The 16897-nt window shown below is 56.1% G+C and carries 11 protein-coding genes; 1 reads left to right on the forward strand and 10 read right to left on the reverse strand.

What is annotated here, in order from left to right; genetic code table 11:
- Nucleotides 1-448: 448 nt before the first annotated feature.
- The 6 genes from NYE69_RS29610 to NYE69_RS29635 all read right to left on the reverse strand — a co-directional run bounded on the left by NYE69_RS29610 (nt 449) and on the right by NYE69_RS29635 (nt 11245).
- Complete coding sequence (locus NYE69_RS29610) at nt 449-4276, reverse strand: GH32 C-terminal domain-containing protein (protein ID WP_340929571.1); 3828 nt, start codon at nt 4274-4276, stop codon at nt 449-451.
- Between the two features lie 129 nt (nt 4277-4405).
- Nucleotides 4406-5296, reverse strand: coding sequence for an ROK family protein (locus NYE69_RS29615; RefSeq protein WP_328272976.1), 891 nt, complete (start codon nt 5294-5296; stop codon nt 4406-4408).
- A 633-nt stretch (nt 5297-5929) separates the two neighbouring features.
- Nucleotides 5930-7384, reverse strand: a complete 1455-nt coding sequence (locus tag NYE69_RS29620; protein WP_340929573.1) for a glycoside hydrolase family 32 protein — start codon at nt 7382-7384, stop codon at nt 5930-5932.
- A 124-nt stretch (nt 7385-7508) separates the two neighbouring features.
- Nucleotides 7509-9122: an ABC transporter substrate-binding protein gene (locus tag NYE69_RS29625; RefSeq protein WP_328272258.1), complete on the reverse strand. Its 1614-nt coding sequence runs from the start codon at nt 9120-9122 to the stop codon at nt 7509-7511.
- Between the two features lie 56 nt (nt 9123-9178).
- On the reverse strand, nt 9179-10060 hold the full coding sequence (locus NYE69_RS29630) for a carbohydrate ABC transporter permease (protein WP_036620037.1): 882 nt from the start codon (nt 10058-10060) through the stop codon (nt 9179-9181).
- 300 nt (nt 10061-10360) lie between these two features.
- A complete protein-coding gene (locus NYE69_RS29635) occupies nt 10361-11245 on the reverse strand; it encodes an ABC transporter permease (protein ID WP_445744852.1) in 885 nt (294 codons plus the stop codon).
- Nucleotides 11246-11788: 543 nt separating this feature from the next.
- On the opposite strand from NYE69_RS29635, the gene NYE69_RS29640 reads away from it, so the two are divergent.
- Entirely contained in the window at nt 11789-12829 is a 1041-nt protein-coding gene (locus tag NYE69_RS29640; protein WP_340929578.1) for a LacI family DNA-binding transcriptional regulator, read from the forward strand.
- Nucleotides 12830-13223: 394 nt separating this feature from the next.
- On the opposite strand, the gene NYE69_RS29645 is transcribed toward NYE69_RS29640, so the two are convergent.
- The 4 genes from NYE69_RS29645 to NYE69_RS29660 all read right to left on the reverse strand — a co-directional run bounded on the left by NYE69_RS29645 (nt 13224) and on the right by NYE69_RS29660 (nt 16886).
- A complete protein-coding gene (locus tag NYE69_RS29645; protein WP_340929580.1) occupies nt 13224-14108 on the reverse strand; it encodes a metal ABC transporter permease in 885 nt (294 codons plus the stop codon).
- A gap of 1 nt (nt 14109) precedes the next feature.
- On the reverse strand, nt 14110-15063 hold the full coding sequence (locus tag NYE69_RS29650; RefSeq protein WP_340930574.1) for a metal ABC transporter permease: 954 nt from the start codon (nt 15061-15063) through the stop codon (nt 14110-14112).
- A gap of 5 nt (nt 15064-15068) precedes the next feature.
- The gene (locus NYE69_RS29655) at nt 15069-15827 is read right to left on the reverse strand and encodes a metal ABC transporter ATP-binding protein (protein ID WP_036620029.1); all 759 of its coding nucleotides are present in this window, start codon (nt 15825-15827) and stop codon (nt 15069-15071) included.
- Between the two features lie 75 nt (nt 15828-15902).
- Nucleotides 15903-16886, reverse strand: coding sequence for a metal ABC transporter solute-binding protein, Zn/Mn family (locus NYE69_RS29660; protein ID WP_051985285.1), 984 nt, complete (start codon nt 16884-16886; stop codon nt 15903-15905).
- Nucleotides 16887-16897: the final 11 nt, after the last annotated feature.

Raw genomic sequence — 16897 nt, forward strand, 5'->3', positions numbered from 1 at the left:
TTAATTGCAAATCATACAACTAACTTTACATCTATTTACCAATCATCTGTTTAATTGTATTTCATACATCTATTTCCTCGTTTCTATGTCTCTTCTTCGAAAGGCAGCGGAGTAATTGCAGGTTTTACACTTATTCAGGTGCTGTGGCAGCATTTCCCGATAAGTAACTGTGCATTCTGCAACTATTCCATTCAACAATGGACCAAGAAAGCTGGAGAGTGAAGCAGGTACGCTCGGGTGGGGCGATCGCTTTTTGCAACAACTGCTTCGCTTAATTGCCAATTTCATGTTGGTCGCACCGAAAGATGATTTATATAGTATAAACTATATCATTACTCGCAAATATCCAAACAAAAAAAGAGCTCCCAAGCGGAAGAAACCTTCTCCGCGATTTGGGAACCCTTCATTATTAACCAACCCGGCCGCTAGAACTTTAAAAACCAGAGCATCACGGCGCGCCGGTGTCCGCCACTTGCCATTTTTGCCGGTCCAGCGCCGGATCCGGTTCGTTCAAGTACAAGGAGCCGCCGTCCGCCGAAGCTTCAAGCGCTTGCTGGTTGTGAAGCGACAGAATGGCTGCCGTGCCGTCGCCATTGTCGCGAAGCAGCCAGCGCTGATTGTCGTAGCCGAGATAATCGTACAGCTGGAGTTTGTTTTGGCCGGTATCGAGGTCCAAAGCTTTGCCTCCCGCGGCGGTGCGGATCGAATAGGAGCCCGACTCGTCTCCGGTCGGCACCAAAACCCAAGTCTGGGAGGACGCCTCCCCATCTCCGGACGGGAGCAGCGCGACCGGCTCGCCGTTTTCCGCTTTCGCTGCATACAGCGACGCGTTCGCGCCGGCGTTAACGAAGCTTGTCTTCCGCAGCTTGGCCTGCTCCACCCGGCTGGCGTTGACGTTTTGGTAATACGCCGCGCCGCCAAAGACGTGAACGCCGAAATGCCCTTCCGCAAACGTTCCGTCGGTAATGTCAATGATCCCGGCGCCGTCCACGGAAATCCGGATACGCGGCCCGTCCGCTTCGATAACGATGGCGTATTTCTTCCCCGGCTGGATGAATGCCGGCACATTCGCCAGCACCTGGCGTTCGGCAAATGCGCCATCGATTTTGTAAAACAAGCGGAAGGCTTTCATATTCGGATCGATATTAAAATAGTACCCGCTGCGCCCGTCCCGGCTCGCCCGGAACAGAACTGAGCCCGCTCCGCCCTTTTCGTCCAGCGTCATTTCGGCCTCATACACAAAATCTCCGGCCGTCTCCTCCGCTACATAGTGAGCGTCGCTCCCGTAGCTGCCGCGGATGCCCCGCTCCGTCGCCACCCAGGAGGATGCCGCCAAATCGGGAGCCCAACCGGTCAGATTCGTATGGAACTCCCCGGCGAACACCTTCACCGGAACGCTCGCCGACGTCTTCCCGTTCGGGGTGGAGGCGGTGATCACCGCCTCTCCTTGGCCGGCCGCGCGAATCACCGCCTGCCGCTGATCGGACGAGGCGATGGCCACGACTTGCGGATCGCTTGTCTCCCAGCGGATCGGCTGATTTCGGTTGACGTCCGAACCGCCGCTGCGCCCGCCTTTCGCGCCGCCGTTCACCGCCGCATACAAGGTCCGGGTGTCCCCCAGCTCCATTTGCTGCGGGCTCGTGTCCATCACGATGGAGGTTTGGCTCTCCGCCGCCTCGTTCCATACGTTTGTTAGTGCGTGTACTTTCAAGGAAACCACGTTCACCTCTCCACCTACAGTAAAAAGGCTCATTTCACGGTGCGCAGGATCGGGAAAAATCACCTCCGAAAATACTACGCGGCCATCCCCTCCGAATACCTCCAGCGAGGAATCGTCCACGAAAATCCGCAGCTTCACGCGCCGGTTGTCCGGCTGAAGCGGCGCCTGATGAAGCGTGCTGAACCGGTCGGAGAAGCCGGTGTCGCCGGAAAGAGAGCGATCCACATACATCTCGTTCTCTTTTGTTTTGTAGCCGACGACCGTCCGCTTGCCGTTCCCCTCGCGGAGGCGGAAACCGAATTCGCTCACGCGGCTGGCCTGCGGAATTTCAATTTCGGCTTCAATTTCATAGGCTCCGGAGGACACGCCTTTCAGTAAATTCTCCCTATCCGCTTGGACGCGGCGGTCCGACGCCGCAAACAGCTGCTGGCCGCGCAGCGATTCCAGCTCACGGATCGGCGCCTGCGCCAGGCGGATTCCCTCGTTCGTCTTCTGCAGCGTTAACTCGCGCGGAATGCTTAGAACCCCCTTCCAACCCTCGGTCGGAAAAGCAAACGGGTAATCCCAGTTCGTCATCCAGGCCAGCATTACCCTGCGTCCGTCCGGCATACCGGCAAAAGACATAGAGGCGTAGTACTCTTTTCCGTAATCGGTCGCCAGCACCTTGCCGGCAGGGTTGTCGTTAACGAACTTGCCTTCGGGAGTAAGCTCCCCAATAAAATACTCCGCCGCCGAACCCTGCGTATTCGGGTTGGCACCCGTGCTGATCATGAGCACCCATTTTTTCTTGACCGTACCGTCCACGGCCAGTTGGAACAAATCGGGGCACTCCCACACGCCGCCGCGGACATAAGCCCCGTATCCGAAATTGTCGGTCAGCGTCCAGTCGATCAGGTTGGTCGAAGTGAAAAAGCGGATATGGTCGCCGCCGGACACAACCATAACCCAGCGGTTATGCTCTTCGTCCCGCACGACCTTGGGATCGCGAAAATCCCATCCTCCCGGATCGTCCCCCTGCTTGCCCGGATTTTCGATCACGATCGGGCGCTCTGCGGCGTATTCCCAGGTGCGGCCGCGATCCTTGCTGTACGCCAGTCCGATGCGCTGGTTGCCGTTCGGGCGGTCCGGATTATAGGAAGTATAATAGGCGATCAGGCCTTTTCCCCCGGAATCCGCGAACAAGCCGGAGGCATTATGGAGATCGGCGACGGCCGAACCCGACCAGACATGGCCCAGATCGTTCCAGGGCAAAGCGATGGGCAACCGCTTCCAATGAACGAGATCGGTGCTGACCGCGTGCGCCCAAGTTCCGCCGTCCTGATGAAACAGATGGTATTCCCCTTCGTAATGGACCAGTCCGTTCGGATCGCTTGCCGACCCGCGGGCAGGCGAATAATGGTAGTCGGGGCGGTATTTTTCCGTATAATAATCGTTGGCCGCGGTCAAATAGACGTCCTGAAAATACGCCGTTCCCCCGGATACCGCAAATCCCGCGTGACCGTCCGCGTAGCTATTGTCAACGGCATCCACGGCGGGTTCAGCGTATCCGTCCACATAGACCTGAATCCGGCTCCCAAGCGCATGGATTTCCAGATGGTGCCTTGCTTTGGCAGCCGACGGGTAAGCACGTTCCGAGGCCGCGATGACGCGGCCGTCCGCTTTTCTCAGCTCCGCCCAAACCTGGCCGCCGTCTTTTCGCAAAGCCGCCTCGTAGCCTTCCGTCCCCTGCCCGTTCGCTCTAAACCGCAAACCGGCATCCCCCTGATCGGCGGCAAAAGACACGTTTCCTTCCAGCACGAGATCCCGCTCAGCCCCCTGATAAAGCCGCAGCGCCCGCCGGGTACCGTCCGCCGTTCCCAGCTCCCCCCGCAGGTCCGGCTGCCAGACTCCCGAACTCGCGATCGCCGCGCCTAAATTGCTGTTCAGTTCGCTGACCTTCACATTCTGAAACAGCGCGGAGCCGTCCCAGACGTTGAGGCCCAAATACCCGGAAGCATAAGCCCCGTCATGGACGTCGATCAACGGTTGGAAGCGGTCCCCCCAAAATACCTGAAGCCGGGTTCCTTCGGCTTTGACTTTCAGATGATAGATTTCCCTCTCGGCCAAGTCCACCCGCCGTTCTTCCCGCAGCTTGCCGTCTTCGCTTGCATCCTTTAGCCGGATCAGCCCTGCGTTCGGCACGAGCTGAAGCATGTAGGAGGACCACCCGTCCTCATTGGAGCGGAATACCAATGTGGCGTCCGCCTGTCTCTCCGTTACCATGACGTCAGCTTCATAGATAAAATCGGCCGCCCGGGTTTCCGTCAGGGCCATCACGTTCTCCCTTGGCTCCGAGACGAGCAGAAGCCCCTGCTCCACCGTCTCCATTCGGCCTTTTCCCTCGATTCGCCAGCCGGTCAAATTCGTCTCCAATTTGGTTGCGCTTTCAAAAATGGCGTTAGCCTCCTTTCCCGTTTCCGTCTCCGCGCCTGCCGCCCGGACCATCCCTGCATCAAGCCCGGCAAAAATAAGCGCGGAGGACAAAAGGATGGATAATACGGATTTTCCTTTGCCCATGATACACCCTCTTTTCCTGTAAGAGATACAAACTTGTTTTGGCTTCCGGCGCAGGAGGCCATGGATCACGGCCACCGCCTCCCTCCGGCACGCTCTCTTCGCCGCTTTCTTCGCTTTCTTCGCTTGCGCTTAAGAAGAAAGAAGCGGCCCGGTTAACGCCTTCAGCCCCAATGCCAAAGCGCCGCAAAGCCCTGCTTGCTGCCCAAGGCCGGGAGGCACGATATACTCCTCCATGCGCTCCAAAATCTCGCCGGCGTTTATGTATCCGTTCAGATTTCGGCGCACCGCCTCCCGGATCAACGGGAACAGTTGGGGCTGCTGCATGACCCCGCCGCCCAGGATGACCTTTTCCGGCGAGACCAAGAGCACCGCCCCCGTAATCGACTGGGCAAGATAAAACGCCTCGATTTCCCAAGCGGGATGATTCCCTGGCAGCTCATGCCCTTTGACTTTCCAGCGGGCTTCGATCGCCGGCCCCGCCGCCATGCCTTCCAGGCAATCGCCGTGATACGGGCAGCGGCCCGCGAAATCATCGTCCGGGTGCCGCCTTACCGGCACATGGCCGCCCTCCGGATGAACCAGCCCATGCACCAGCCGGCCTTCCAGATAGACGCCGATCCCAACGCCCGTTCCCACCGTATAATACAGGCAGCTGTTCAGGCCCCGGGCGGCCCCCCACGCCGCTTCCCCCAGCGCGGCCGCATTCACGTCGGTATCCCAGCCCAAGGGGACCGGGAATTCGCGGCGCAGCGCGCCGAGGAAATCGAACCGGCTCCAACCGGGTTTCGGCGTTGTGGTCACATAGCCGTAGGTGGGGCTGTCTTGCCGAAGATCGATGGGGCCAAATGAACCGACCCCAATCGCCTCCACCCGTTTGTCCTTCAAATAAGCAATCGCTTTGCCAAGCGTAATCTCCGGACTTTCCGTCGGAAAACTGATGCTGTCCTCAATCACGCCGTGCTCATCGCCGATGCCGCAGACGAATTTCGTCCCGCCGGCTTCAATCGCTCCTATGCGCATGTTGATGATCTCCTTTTTTCGATACAGTCCAAGGCGGTCCCGCATCTTGTATTCATCGGCCGCATTCATGGCCGCATTCATAGCCGCATTTATGGCCGTATTCATGGCCGCATTCATCGGCTGTATTCATCGGCCGCATCGCCGACCCTAACGGACACCAGCGGCGTTATTTCGCCAAAAAAACAGCAGTTTGCATATCGTAACGGTCACCACAGACCTTATTTGGCATTTCAGCGTGCGTTTCGGCAACACTAGCGCATTAACTTTCAATCTAGACAACTTGCAGCTTGATACATGCCAGATTTCCTGGGATTCAGATTTCCTGGAATCCAGATTTTCTGGGGAAATGATCATGTTTTCAAGCCGATCATACGCCCGCCGGAAATCTAACGGTTGCAGCAACGCCTAATTTGCGAACAAAGCCTTTTTCAAAACTCTAACGGTTGTGATCGCCGTTATTTGCCTGAATCTAAGCAAACTAAGCCGGATTTTAGTGAAATAAGCGCTATGGCAACCGTTACAATTTGAAATCAACGTTTTTGGCGCAATTAACGCTTGTGGCAACCGTTAGAATATTGGTGCGGTTAGAAAATGTATCTTACAACGTCCCAGGCATTGCTGCCTCCATCTAAATTACGGCGCCAGCTCATAAATCGTCAGCGACTTCAGCGCCAAGTCCGTTTCCGCCGCGAGGGATAGGCCGGTGGCCTCCGGGCCGGGGAAGATCAGATCGGTAATAACCGCTTCCCCGTCATTGGCAAACACTTCGACGGAGGCGCGGTCCACGAAAATGCGCAGCTCGAGCTTTTCCCCCGCGGAATGCAGCTTGGCCGCGTGCACGCCGCGGAACTGCTCGTGGAACTCATGCTGCCCCGACTTCGTGCGGTCCACATAGACCTCCCCGGAAGCCGCGTTCACGCCGACAACCGTCTCCTGACCGGCCCCCGTTCTGACCTTAAAGGCAAAGGACGCGCCGGGCGCGGCTTCCGCAACCAGCTCGCAGCTGTCCAGCCTAAGGGAACGCAGCGCGGCTTCCGCTTCCCCGGCGGTGACATTCGCCAGGCTGAGCACCGGCCGGCGCACACGCGCCAGTTCCCGCGCCGGTCTCTGCGTCAGAACGGTCGCACCGTTCCGGGATTCCAGAGCAAGTTCCCGTGGTACCGTCATCGCGCCGCGAAACTCTTCCGCCGGCGTAAGCTGCGCATACTTCCAGTTGCTCATCCAGCCGATCAGCAGCCGTCTGCCATCCTCCGCCGGAATATCGGACCAACTGACGCCCGCGTAATTGTCCCGGCCATAATCCAGCCAGCGGACCGCGCGTGAGTCTTCATCGGGCGTGAACGTCACGCCGTCGAATTCCCCGGTAAAATACTGCGTTCTCGACCCTTCCGCATAAGCGGGATGATCGCCCACGCTGACCAGCATCACCCATTTTTGCCGGGAGGCATCGCCATCGACCGCCAGCCGGAACAAATCGGGACACTCCCAAACCGCCTCATGGAAGCCGATTCCGCTGCCGAACTCGCTGGCGAACGTCCATGTTTTTAAATCGGGAGAATGATACAGGCATACCGTCTGCCCGCAAGCGAGGATCATAACCCAGCGCCGGGTGCCTTCATGCCAAAACACCTTGGGATCGCGAAAATCAACGAAGCGTTCATGTCTCAACACCGGATTTCCCGCGTATTTCGTCCAAGTTCTGCCTTTGTCCTTGCTGTAGGCGATGCTTTGCGTCTGCACGGGAGGTTTTCCTTCCGCTTCGAGGTGATGGGTGAAAATCGCGACCAGCCCCGGTTCCTCCCCGAAAAAGCCGGTCGTATTGCCCCAGTCCACTACCGCACTTCCCGAGAAAATCGTGCCGTTCTCGTCGGGGAAGAGCGCAATGTCAAGCTCCTCCCAATGAACCAGGTCTTCGCTTACGGCGTGGCCCCAGTGCATCGGCCCGTGGGTCGTTCCGTGAGGATAATATTGATAGAATAGATGATATTCTCCGGCAAAATAAACCAATCCGTTCGGATCGTTCATCCAGTTCTTCTCCGGCGAGAAATGATACCTGCCTTTGTAGTTTTGCTTGGCGATTGTCGACATTCCAGCGTCTCTCCTTTTTGCCTCCGTAATAAAATCGGCTATCTCTATAAGTACCTATCGTTTTCTATTTCTCGGATTTTTCGTTGAATGCGGATGCTTCGTGCGATGCCGCTTTGCTTCCCGATTACTTCTTCATGGCCCGGTCATAACCGTCCTGCTTGATTTTCAGCCATTCCTGCAGCCCGAGCCGATCCAGCTCCTGCAAATAGCCGCTCCACTCTTCATCGATTTTGCCGTTCTGATACCACTCGGTGCGCTTTCTCAGCACATAAGCGAATAGGTCCGTTTCGATCGTCGTCAGCCGGTCCAGTTCATCGATCGAATGGAATACGTTGGGCATTGCCTGCTCCGCCTTCATATGAGGAGCCATGACCTCCTTGACGATTTGCATTCTTTCCTTGGCGTCGTCCGGCACGGTGGTGTATTTGCCGAAATAGCTGTCCAGAATCGCCAGCGGGCCGCCAACGCTCGTTTTTTCGCGCAGTTCGACCGGTGCGGTTCCGTTCAGCGGCAGGTGCTTCAGGCTGTTGCTCGCTTCGTCGTATTCGAAGATGTTTTGCTGCGACTCATCGCCGTAAGTGCCCCAATTGTTCTGCACGGATTGGATCGGATCGTACATCTGATCCACCCATTTCGCCGTCGCTTCCAGCTTTTTGTTGGTGCTCGTAACGACCATCCGGCCGCGATGGAAGCCCAGCGCGTTCGTTTGGGCCACATTGATTTCACCGTCCGGCCCGGCTACCGGCGGCATGACCTCATAGCTGTCATTAGCGCCCGTAATGTTGCTCTTGTCCCAGGTGAAATACAGGCCGTATCTATGGTCCTTGCCTTTGGCCAGATACGTGCTCCAATCCTGTGTGTACGCTTCGACATCGATGAGTCCTTCCTTGTATAACTCGTTGATATATTTGACGGCGTTTTTGTAGCCTTCTTCGGCAGGCGCAAACACGACTTTACCGTCGTTCGCAACTACCGCGTGATCGGGATTTTCCCCTAAGCCAAACGCGGCGAACAGGAACACCAAATCCTCGGCCCCCGGCTTGTTGATAAAAGACAGCGGAATTTCGTCGGCCTGCCCGTTTCCGTTGGGATCCTGGGTTTTGAAGGCGATCAGCACCTGCTTTAATTCCTCCGTCGTTTTCGGCATCTCCAGACCGAGCTTATTCAGCCATTCCACATTGATCCACGGAACGGCGTCGACGGATTGAATCCGCTCTTTCCCCGTACCGAGCTCTTCGATCCACGGAAAAGCGTAGATATTGCCGTCCGGCGCGGTAATCATCGCCTTGTATTCCGGCGCTTCCTCCAGCACCTTTTTGAAATTCGGCATATACTGCTCGATCAGATCGTTCAGCGGAATGATCGCCCCGTCCTTGGCCAGCTTGAGCAGCTCGTAATCGGTGTAACCGGCGTCGAAGATGGCGTCGGGAAGATCGCCGCTGGCCATGGCGAGATTTCTTTTTTCCACGAACACGTCCTTGGTGAAATTCTTCCAATTGATATGGACGTTCGTTTTTTCCTCCAGCCGTTTGAAAATCAGCTTGTCGTTGGGATCCGCGGGCGCCAGCGGCGAGCTTTGCGTCATCATGTTCAGCGTGATCTTCCCGCTCGGATCCTGTTCGTTGGCGGCCGAATTTTTGCTGCCCCCGTTGCCGCAGGCGGACAGCAGAAGCGCGGAAGCAAGTACGGAGACGGATACGGCTTTGCAGGCGAATTTCACTTTTTGGCTTTTTTCCATTGTCTTTTGACCTCCCAGGTTTGTGCTTTAGGCAAAGCATTTATGTGCAGCCGGCGTTATTTCAGGGAGCCGACCATGACACCTTTCTCGAAATATTTCTGAAAAAACGGATACATCACGACGAGCGGCAGGCTCGAAATCACGATCGCCGCGTATTTGATCATCTCGGACAGCCGCTTCATTTCCGCCATGGCCAGTTGATCGGCGATCATGCTGGGATCGACCTGGTTCTGGATCAGAATCGACCGGAGCACGAGCTGCAGCGGGTGCAAGTTCGGATTGTCCAGGTAAATCATCGCGTCGAAATAGGCGTTCCATTGGCCGACGAAAGCGTACAGCGCCAACACGAAAACGATCGGTTTGGACAGCGGCAGCACGATGCGGAAGAAAATCATCGCTTCGGAAGCGCCGTCGACGTTGGCGGCCTCCCTCAGCTCGTTCGGCACGCCTTTGAAAAACGTCCGCGACAAGATGATGTTCCATACGTTGACCGCGCCGGGAATGATCACCGCCCAGACCGTATCGATCATGCCGAGCTCTTTGACCAGCAGGTAAGTCGGCACCAGCCCGCCGCCGAAAAACATCGTGATCAAAAACAAGGTCATAAAAATGCGGCGGCCGACAAGCCTATGATCCGACAGGGCGTAGCCCGCGAAAACCGACACCGTCACGGTGATCAGGGCAAAAGAAGTCGAGTACAGCACCGCGTTGCCGAACCCCCGGACCATCGCCGGATTCGTCAGGATTTTCTCGTAACCGTCCAGGGTCCAATCCTTGACGTTGAAGGACAAGCCGCGGCTAAGCAGTACGGAGGGGTCCATAAACGAGGCCACGACGACATAAATCAGCGGGACGACCACGATCAAGACGGCGAACGCTAGCCCGATGGCGTTTAAAACCAGCAGAAAGCGGTCGAATTTCGAATGTTTGATGGGCATGGCAGTTTTGCTCCTTTCAATACAATTGCGAGTTCAATAAGTCAGGTTTTCAGCACCGAGAAGGTTGAATGAAGCTAGGGACTGAGTAGCGGAGCGTACGTTTTGGGTACGTGAGCAACGGAAGGCCCGGCTGAATTCAAGATTCGATGCCGAATCCGCTTCTTGACCTGCTTCGTGATAAGAATAACTTTATCGACGTATCTTCAAGGAAGACAGACCGCGTTTAGCGGTAGTTTTTCTTGCGATATAAGGAAGCCGGTCCTTAGTAGTCAACTCTTTCTTATATCTTCAAAAGATGACTTAATAGAGGCCTTCGCCCTCGTTTAGCTTCTTGACCACAAAATTCACGGTCACAAGCAGGATGACGTTGATGACGGAGTTGAACAGCCCGACGGCGGCGGAGTAAGCGTAGTCTCCGGACTGCAAGCCGATTTTGTACACGTAGGTCGGAATGATCTCCGAGGTCGGCAGGTTCATGGCCGTCTGCATCAAGTAAGCCTTCTCGAAGCCGATCGACATGATCCCGCCGGCGGCAAGAATGAACACGATCGCCATAATCGGGCGGATCGTCGGCAGATCGATGTGGCGAATCCGCTGCAGCAGGTTGGCGCCGTCCAGGTGGGCCGCATGGTGCAGCTCCGGGTCCACGTTGGCCAGCGCGGCCACATAGATGATCGAGGACCAGCCCGCTCCCGTCCAAATATCCGACAAAATATAAATCCACCTGAAGTACTCGGGGCGGGACATGAACATGATCGGCTCATCCGTAAACCAGACGAACAGCTGGTTGACGGGCCCTGTCGGCGACAGGAAGATGAACAGCATCCCGACGACGACCACGACGGAAATGAAGTTGGGGGCGTACAGAAACAACTGGATGTTCTTTTTCACGCCGGCCCGGCGGATCTGATTGAGCATCAGCGCCAGCAAGATCGGCACGGGAAAGCTGAGCACAAGCCCAAGCAAGCTCAATTTAAGCGTATTCATAAAGATGACTTCAAAATTGGGCGAGGACAGAAACTTGTCGAAATTTTTGAGCCCCACCCAATCGCTGCCGAGGATGCCTTTGATCGGACTGAAATCCTTAAACGCAATCACCGCCCCGTACATCGGCCCGTATTTGAAGATCAAGGTGAGGATCAGGGCCGGGGCAAGCAGCAGGTAGAGGAAGCCGTATTTCCGCAAATATTCGAAGGGGCTTTGTCTATGGGATCTCCTGAGCGCCGTTTCTCTTTGTCCGGCTTTTATAGTGCTTTGCAATTTTGTTACCTCCGTTCTCCCGTTGAGTTTACAATTTCTTGTGAAGTAAGGGCTTTCACTAACACTAATCCTTTATTGTCTGCACCCTGTTGCATTTACAATTTAACAAACGAAACTTTCATAGTCAATATATTTTGTAAAATTATTTTTGTGCATTTGTTAAGAAATATTTCTGAAATTTGCACAAAAACTTATTTCAAACCGTACAGAACACTCTAGAATCAAACAATCTCGGTTAAATGAGCGGCACAAAACAGCATTTTTCCGGATCACATATGTTTTAATTCGATTAACAAATTAGTATAATAATTTGACAAATGTAATCATATAAAATTGTAAATATCAATTGTTCATTTGTAAAGTTGATGTTGCTATTTTTCTCGATTTATTATACATTTGAGATAGGAAATCTTTGCAAATACTCGCTTTTTATGCATCGTGACCCGAGGATCTTATAGAGGTGAAATGATGGCGAAGGAAAAAGTAACGATTCAGGATATCGCCGACGCTTTGGGCATCTCCCGCAACACGGCCTCCAAAGCGCTGAACGGAAGCGAAAGCATCCCGGCGGAAACGCGCAATAAAGTAATCAGAAAAGCCATTGAGCTGAAATACAAGCAATTTGCCTTTATGGACAGCGACAGCTTTTTGTCGAAAAGTTCGGGCAACATCGCTTTGCTGACGGAGAATTTGCCGAACACCTCCCATTTCGGTTCAACCCTGATCAGCGGCCTGGAAAAAAGAATCAGCGCCGAAGGCTACAACCTGTCCATTCATATCGTCAGGGACATCGAGCAAAAATCGCTGTCGCTGCCGAACAACTTCGACGCGTCCAATGTCGACGGCATCATCTGCATCGAGCTGTTTGATCTGGAATACAGCAAGCTTATCACCGGGCTCGGCATCCCGACTATCTTTATCGATTGCTCGGCTTACGTTTGCTACCCGGAATTTCAAGCCGACGTGCTGCTGATGGAGAACGACCACAGCACCTATCAGCTTACCAAGAAATTAATTGATGGCGGTTACAAAAGCTTCGGCTTTATCGGCGACTACAACCATTGCCGCAGCTTCAACGAAAGATGGGCCGGATTTAACCGCGCCTTGTCCGAAGCCGGCATCGCCCTTGACTTGTCCCAGTCCATCGTCGACGACGACCGGCTGTTCTTCTCCGAACCCGAGTGGATGGACGAGCGATTGGCCGCGATTCGGGAGCTTCCTTCCGTTTTCGTCTGCGCCAACGATTACATTGCCGTTAGCGTAATGAAAGCGCTGAAAAACCGCAACCTGTCGATTCCCCAGGATATCGTCATCTGCGGTTTCGACAACGGCCCCGAGTCCGTGATCGTCGAACCGCATTTGACGACAGTCCATATTTTCAGCAACGAAATGGGCGTCAAAGCCGCCGAAATGCTGCTTTCGCGCATCAAGGACCCGAATCAGCCCTACCAGGTGTCCCATATCTACACCAAACCGGTCATTCGGGAGTCCACGCCGAACATCCGGTAAGTCCAGCCGGGAGAAAATGCCTGACGGCGTCCTTTAACGGAGATAGAACGCGGTTAGCGCCGCCTTCACCGAAGATAGCGGTCATTTTTACCGCTATCTTCGATATTCTCCCTCACGTTGGAGGAATAGCGGAATTTTATGTACTTATTTTGTTGCCGGCCTTGGAAAAAGTGTACATCTGCCCCCACCTGTCGAGCATAGGGGTAAAAAATTCCCTTATTTAGGCCAAAATACCGCTTGCGTCCAAAATAGAACCCTTTTTTACCGTTAATCTCGTGGCCCGTGCAAACCCGCGCCAATATGAACGCCAACAACCACCTCCGTTCTCTCTTAAAGAGATGGAAGGTGGTTGTTGGCGTTGACGGCGCGCGAAAGCTCGGGGGGCGCCGCCATCCTAAGCGGCCGCGGCCGATTTCAACCGCCGGCGCCGGCTCAGCCGGGCCGCAAGGCCGTGCGACGGCGAACACAGAAACGCCAGCACGAACAGCAGCCCGGCCACGGCGACCATGCAGCCGGCGATCGAAGCGTCCAGCCATTTGGCGGCGTAATATCCGCCGGCGGCGCTGGCCGCGCCGATCAGCACGCTGAGGAGCAGCATCACGCTGAGCCGGTCGGTCAGCAAATAAGCCGCCGAAGCCGGGACGATCAGCATGCCGACGACCAGGATCGCCCCGACGCTTTCGAACGAAGCGACCGTGGACAAGGATACCAGGCCCATCAGCAGATAATGGAACAGCGCCACCGGAATGCCCACGGCGGCCGCAAGCGCCGGGTCGAACGCGCACAGCTTGAACTGCTTGTAGAACAGCAGGATCGCCGCCAGCACGACGAGCAGCGTGCCGCCCAGCATCCACACGGCGGCCGGCCCCATGTCGTAGCCGTTCCAGACCCAGGTGTCCCACTGCACGTAGGCGATTTCGCCAAACAGCACGCAGTCGAGATCGAGGTCGATATGGGCGGCGTTGCGGCTGATGAGAATGACGCCCACCGCGAACAGCGCCGTAAACACGATGCCGATCGAGGCGTCCGACTGCAGTCCGCTGTGCTGAAGCGCCTGAATCAGGAAAACGGTAATCAGGCCGAGCGCGGCCGCCCCGATCAGCATCAGCAGCGAATCCCGCGAGCTGCTCACCAGAAACGCGATCGCGATCCCCGGCAACACGGAGTGGCTGATCGCATCGCCCACCATCGCCATTTTGCGTAAAATCAGAAAACATCCCAGCATGCCGCAGGCAGCGGCGACCAGCGTGCCGGTCACAATAATCCATACATCGGCCATATTACTCCGCCCCCCTTTCCACAGCGCCTGCGCTTTGGCGGATAACCGCCCCTTCCACGTGCTGCCGTACTTCGCTGCGGTTCCGCCAGTGCCGGACCCATTTTGCCAGCAGCCCGCGGTTTGGCGCGAACAGCGCCGAGACCAAAAACAGCGAGGTGGCGGCCAGCACCGTCACCGGCCCGGTCGGCAGGTTGGACAACGCCCCGCTGATCAGCGTCCCCGTTACGCCCGACAGCGCTCCAAACAATCCGGCCAATATTACCATGAAGCCCAGGGCATCCGTCCAATACCTGGCGGCCACGGCCGGGGTGATCAAGAGAGCCGCCACGAGCACGACGCCTACCGCCTGGATGCCGATGACGACGGCCACCACGGTCATGAACAGCAGCAGCTGTTCCAGAAAAGCCGCGTTCATCCCCATCCCCCGGGCGAAGCCGGGATCGAAGCTGACCAGCTTGAACTCCTTGAACAACAAGGTGCTGACGAGGATCAAGAGCACTGCCACCGCCCCCATCATATACACATCGGACAGCATCATGGAAGCCGCCTGGCCGAACATATATTTATCCAGCCCGCTTTGGTTGCCGTTGCCGCTGTGCTGGATCTTCGTCAGCATGACGATGCCGATCCCGAAAAAGACCGACAACACGATGCCGAGCGCCGCGTCCTGCTTAATGCGCGAATACCGGGTGATCGCGGAGATGCCGAACGTCGCCAGCATCCCGGCCAGGGCCGCTCCGATGATGAACAAGCCCACCGATTTGACGCCGCTCAGCATGAAGGCGATGCAGATGCCGGGCAGCGCGGCATGGGCCAGCGCGTCGCCCAGCAGGCTTTGCTTGCGCAGATAAGCAAACGATCCGATCACACCGCTCCCGAGCCCCAGCAGCAGCGATCCGGCCAAAATCCACCGCATGTTCGGATCCGTGATCCAAGAGATCAGGTTCACCAGCATGTTCATCACACCGTCCCCGCCGGTACGGCCGCGAGATCCTGCAGCATGGCGATCCGTCCGCCGTACGTTTTTTGCAAATTTTCCGGGGTGAATGTCTCCGCGGTCGGGCCGGCGGCGATCAGCTCGCCGTTCAGCAGCAGCACGTGGTCGAAATATTCCCTCACCGTGGCCAAATCATGATGCACGACGAGCACGGTTTTGCCCTGTTCCTTTAATTCATGCAAAAGGCCGATAATCGCTTTTTCGGTCGTGGCGTCCACCCCGGCAAACGGCTCATCCATAAAATAAAGCTGCGCGTTTTGCGCCAGCGCCCGGGCGAGGAACACCCGCTGCTGCTGCCCGCCGGACAGCTGGCTGATTTGCCGGCCGGCGTAGTCGGCCATGCCGACCTTTGCCAGACACTCCATGGCGATCTGCCGCTCTTTCGCGCCGGGCCGGCGGAACCAGCCCAAATGACCATAGCGGCCCATCATCACCACATCCAGCGCGTTCGTCGGAAAATCCCAATCCACCGATTCCCGCTGGGGCACGTACCCTACGATTTTCCGCTGCTCCCGGTAAGGTTTGCCGTAAATGCTCACTTCCCCCTGCACTTTCGGGATAAGCCCGAGCACCGCTTTGAGCAGGGTTGACTTGCCCGCTCCGTTCGGGCCCAGCACACCGATCAGCTTCCCCTCGGGAATCTGAAACGATACCGATCTTAACACCGGTTTCTTCTGATAAGCGATCGTTAGTTGATCAACTTCAAGCGGAACCACTTTCATTTTAATCGCCTCGTTTCTTCGGGCAGCGCTGCCGCCGCTTCATTTGAAATAAATATGCCGTCCGGTTGACGTTTCTTATTTCAACGCTTCCACGATGGTGTTTACGTTGTGGCGGACCATCTTGATGTACGTATCCGCCTCGCCGCCGGGTTCGCCCAGCGAATCGGAGTACAATTCCCCGCCGATCTTCACCGTATGCCCTTTTTCCTTGGCGCCGGCGATCACGGCTTCCATCGATTTGGTCGGAATGCTCGATTCCACGAACACCGCTTTAATTTGATTCTCCACCAAAAAATCCCGCAGCTTGCTGACATCCCTCGAACCGTATTCCGCCGCCGTGCTGATGCCCTGCAGCCCCATCACCTTAATCCCGTAAGCGTCCCCGAAGTACCCGAACGCGTCGTGCGCCGTCACCAGGACCCGGTCCTGTTCGGGGATTTCCGCGATCCGTTGTTTAACCTCGGCATCCAGCTGCTCCAGCTCCCCTATGTAGGCCTCCGCGTTCTGCCGGTATACCTCGGCATGCTTTGGATCGTACTCCATCAGCGTGTCGCGGATCGTTTCAGTCGCGGTTATCCAGTGCTGGACGTTGAACCAGATATGCGGATCGTATTGCGAGCCCCCCGCATCCTCGCCCGATCTAAGCAGCGCAGGGTCGATATTTTGAGAAACGGCGACCGTCCGCTTCTTTTGCTCCAGCTTCTCGAAAATCTCCGTCATTTTCCCTTCCAGGTGCAGCCCGCCGTAAAAAATAATCTCCGCCTCATCCAGCTTCTTCACGTCACCCTGCGACGCTTTATATAAGTGGGGGTCGACGCCCGGGCCCATCAGCCCGGCTGCGTCCACTTCCTCCCCGCCGACCTCCCGAACCACATCGGTTATCATCCCGATCGTCGACACGACCTGAATCGGCGTCCCGTCATCGTGCCGATGCGTCAGATCGGCTTGCCCCTCTACTTTCGAACATGCCGCCAGAATGATTAAAGCCAGCATCCCCAGCGTCATTTTGGCCCGCTGAAACGGGCTTTTTTTGATCTTCCATTCGTCCTTTTCGCTCATTTCCCCAATTC

The sequence above is a fragment of the Paenibacillus sp. FSL R5-0527 genome, from assembly GCF_038008055.1.
Lineage (GTDB): Bacteria > Bacillota > Bacilli > Paenibacillales > Paenibacillaceae > Fontibacillus > Fontibacillus macerans.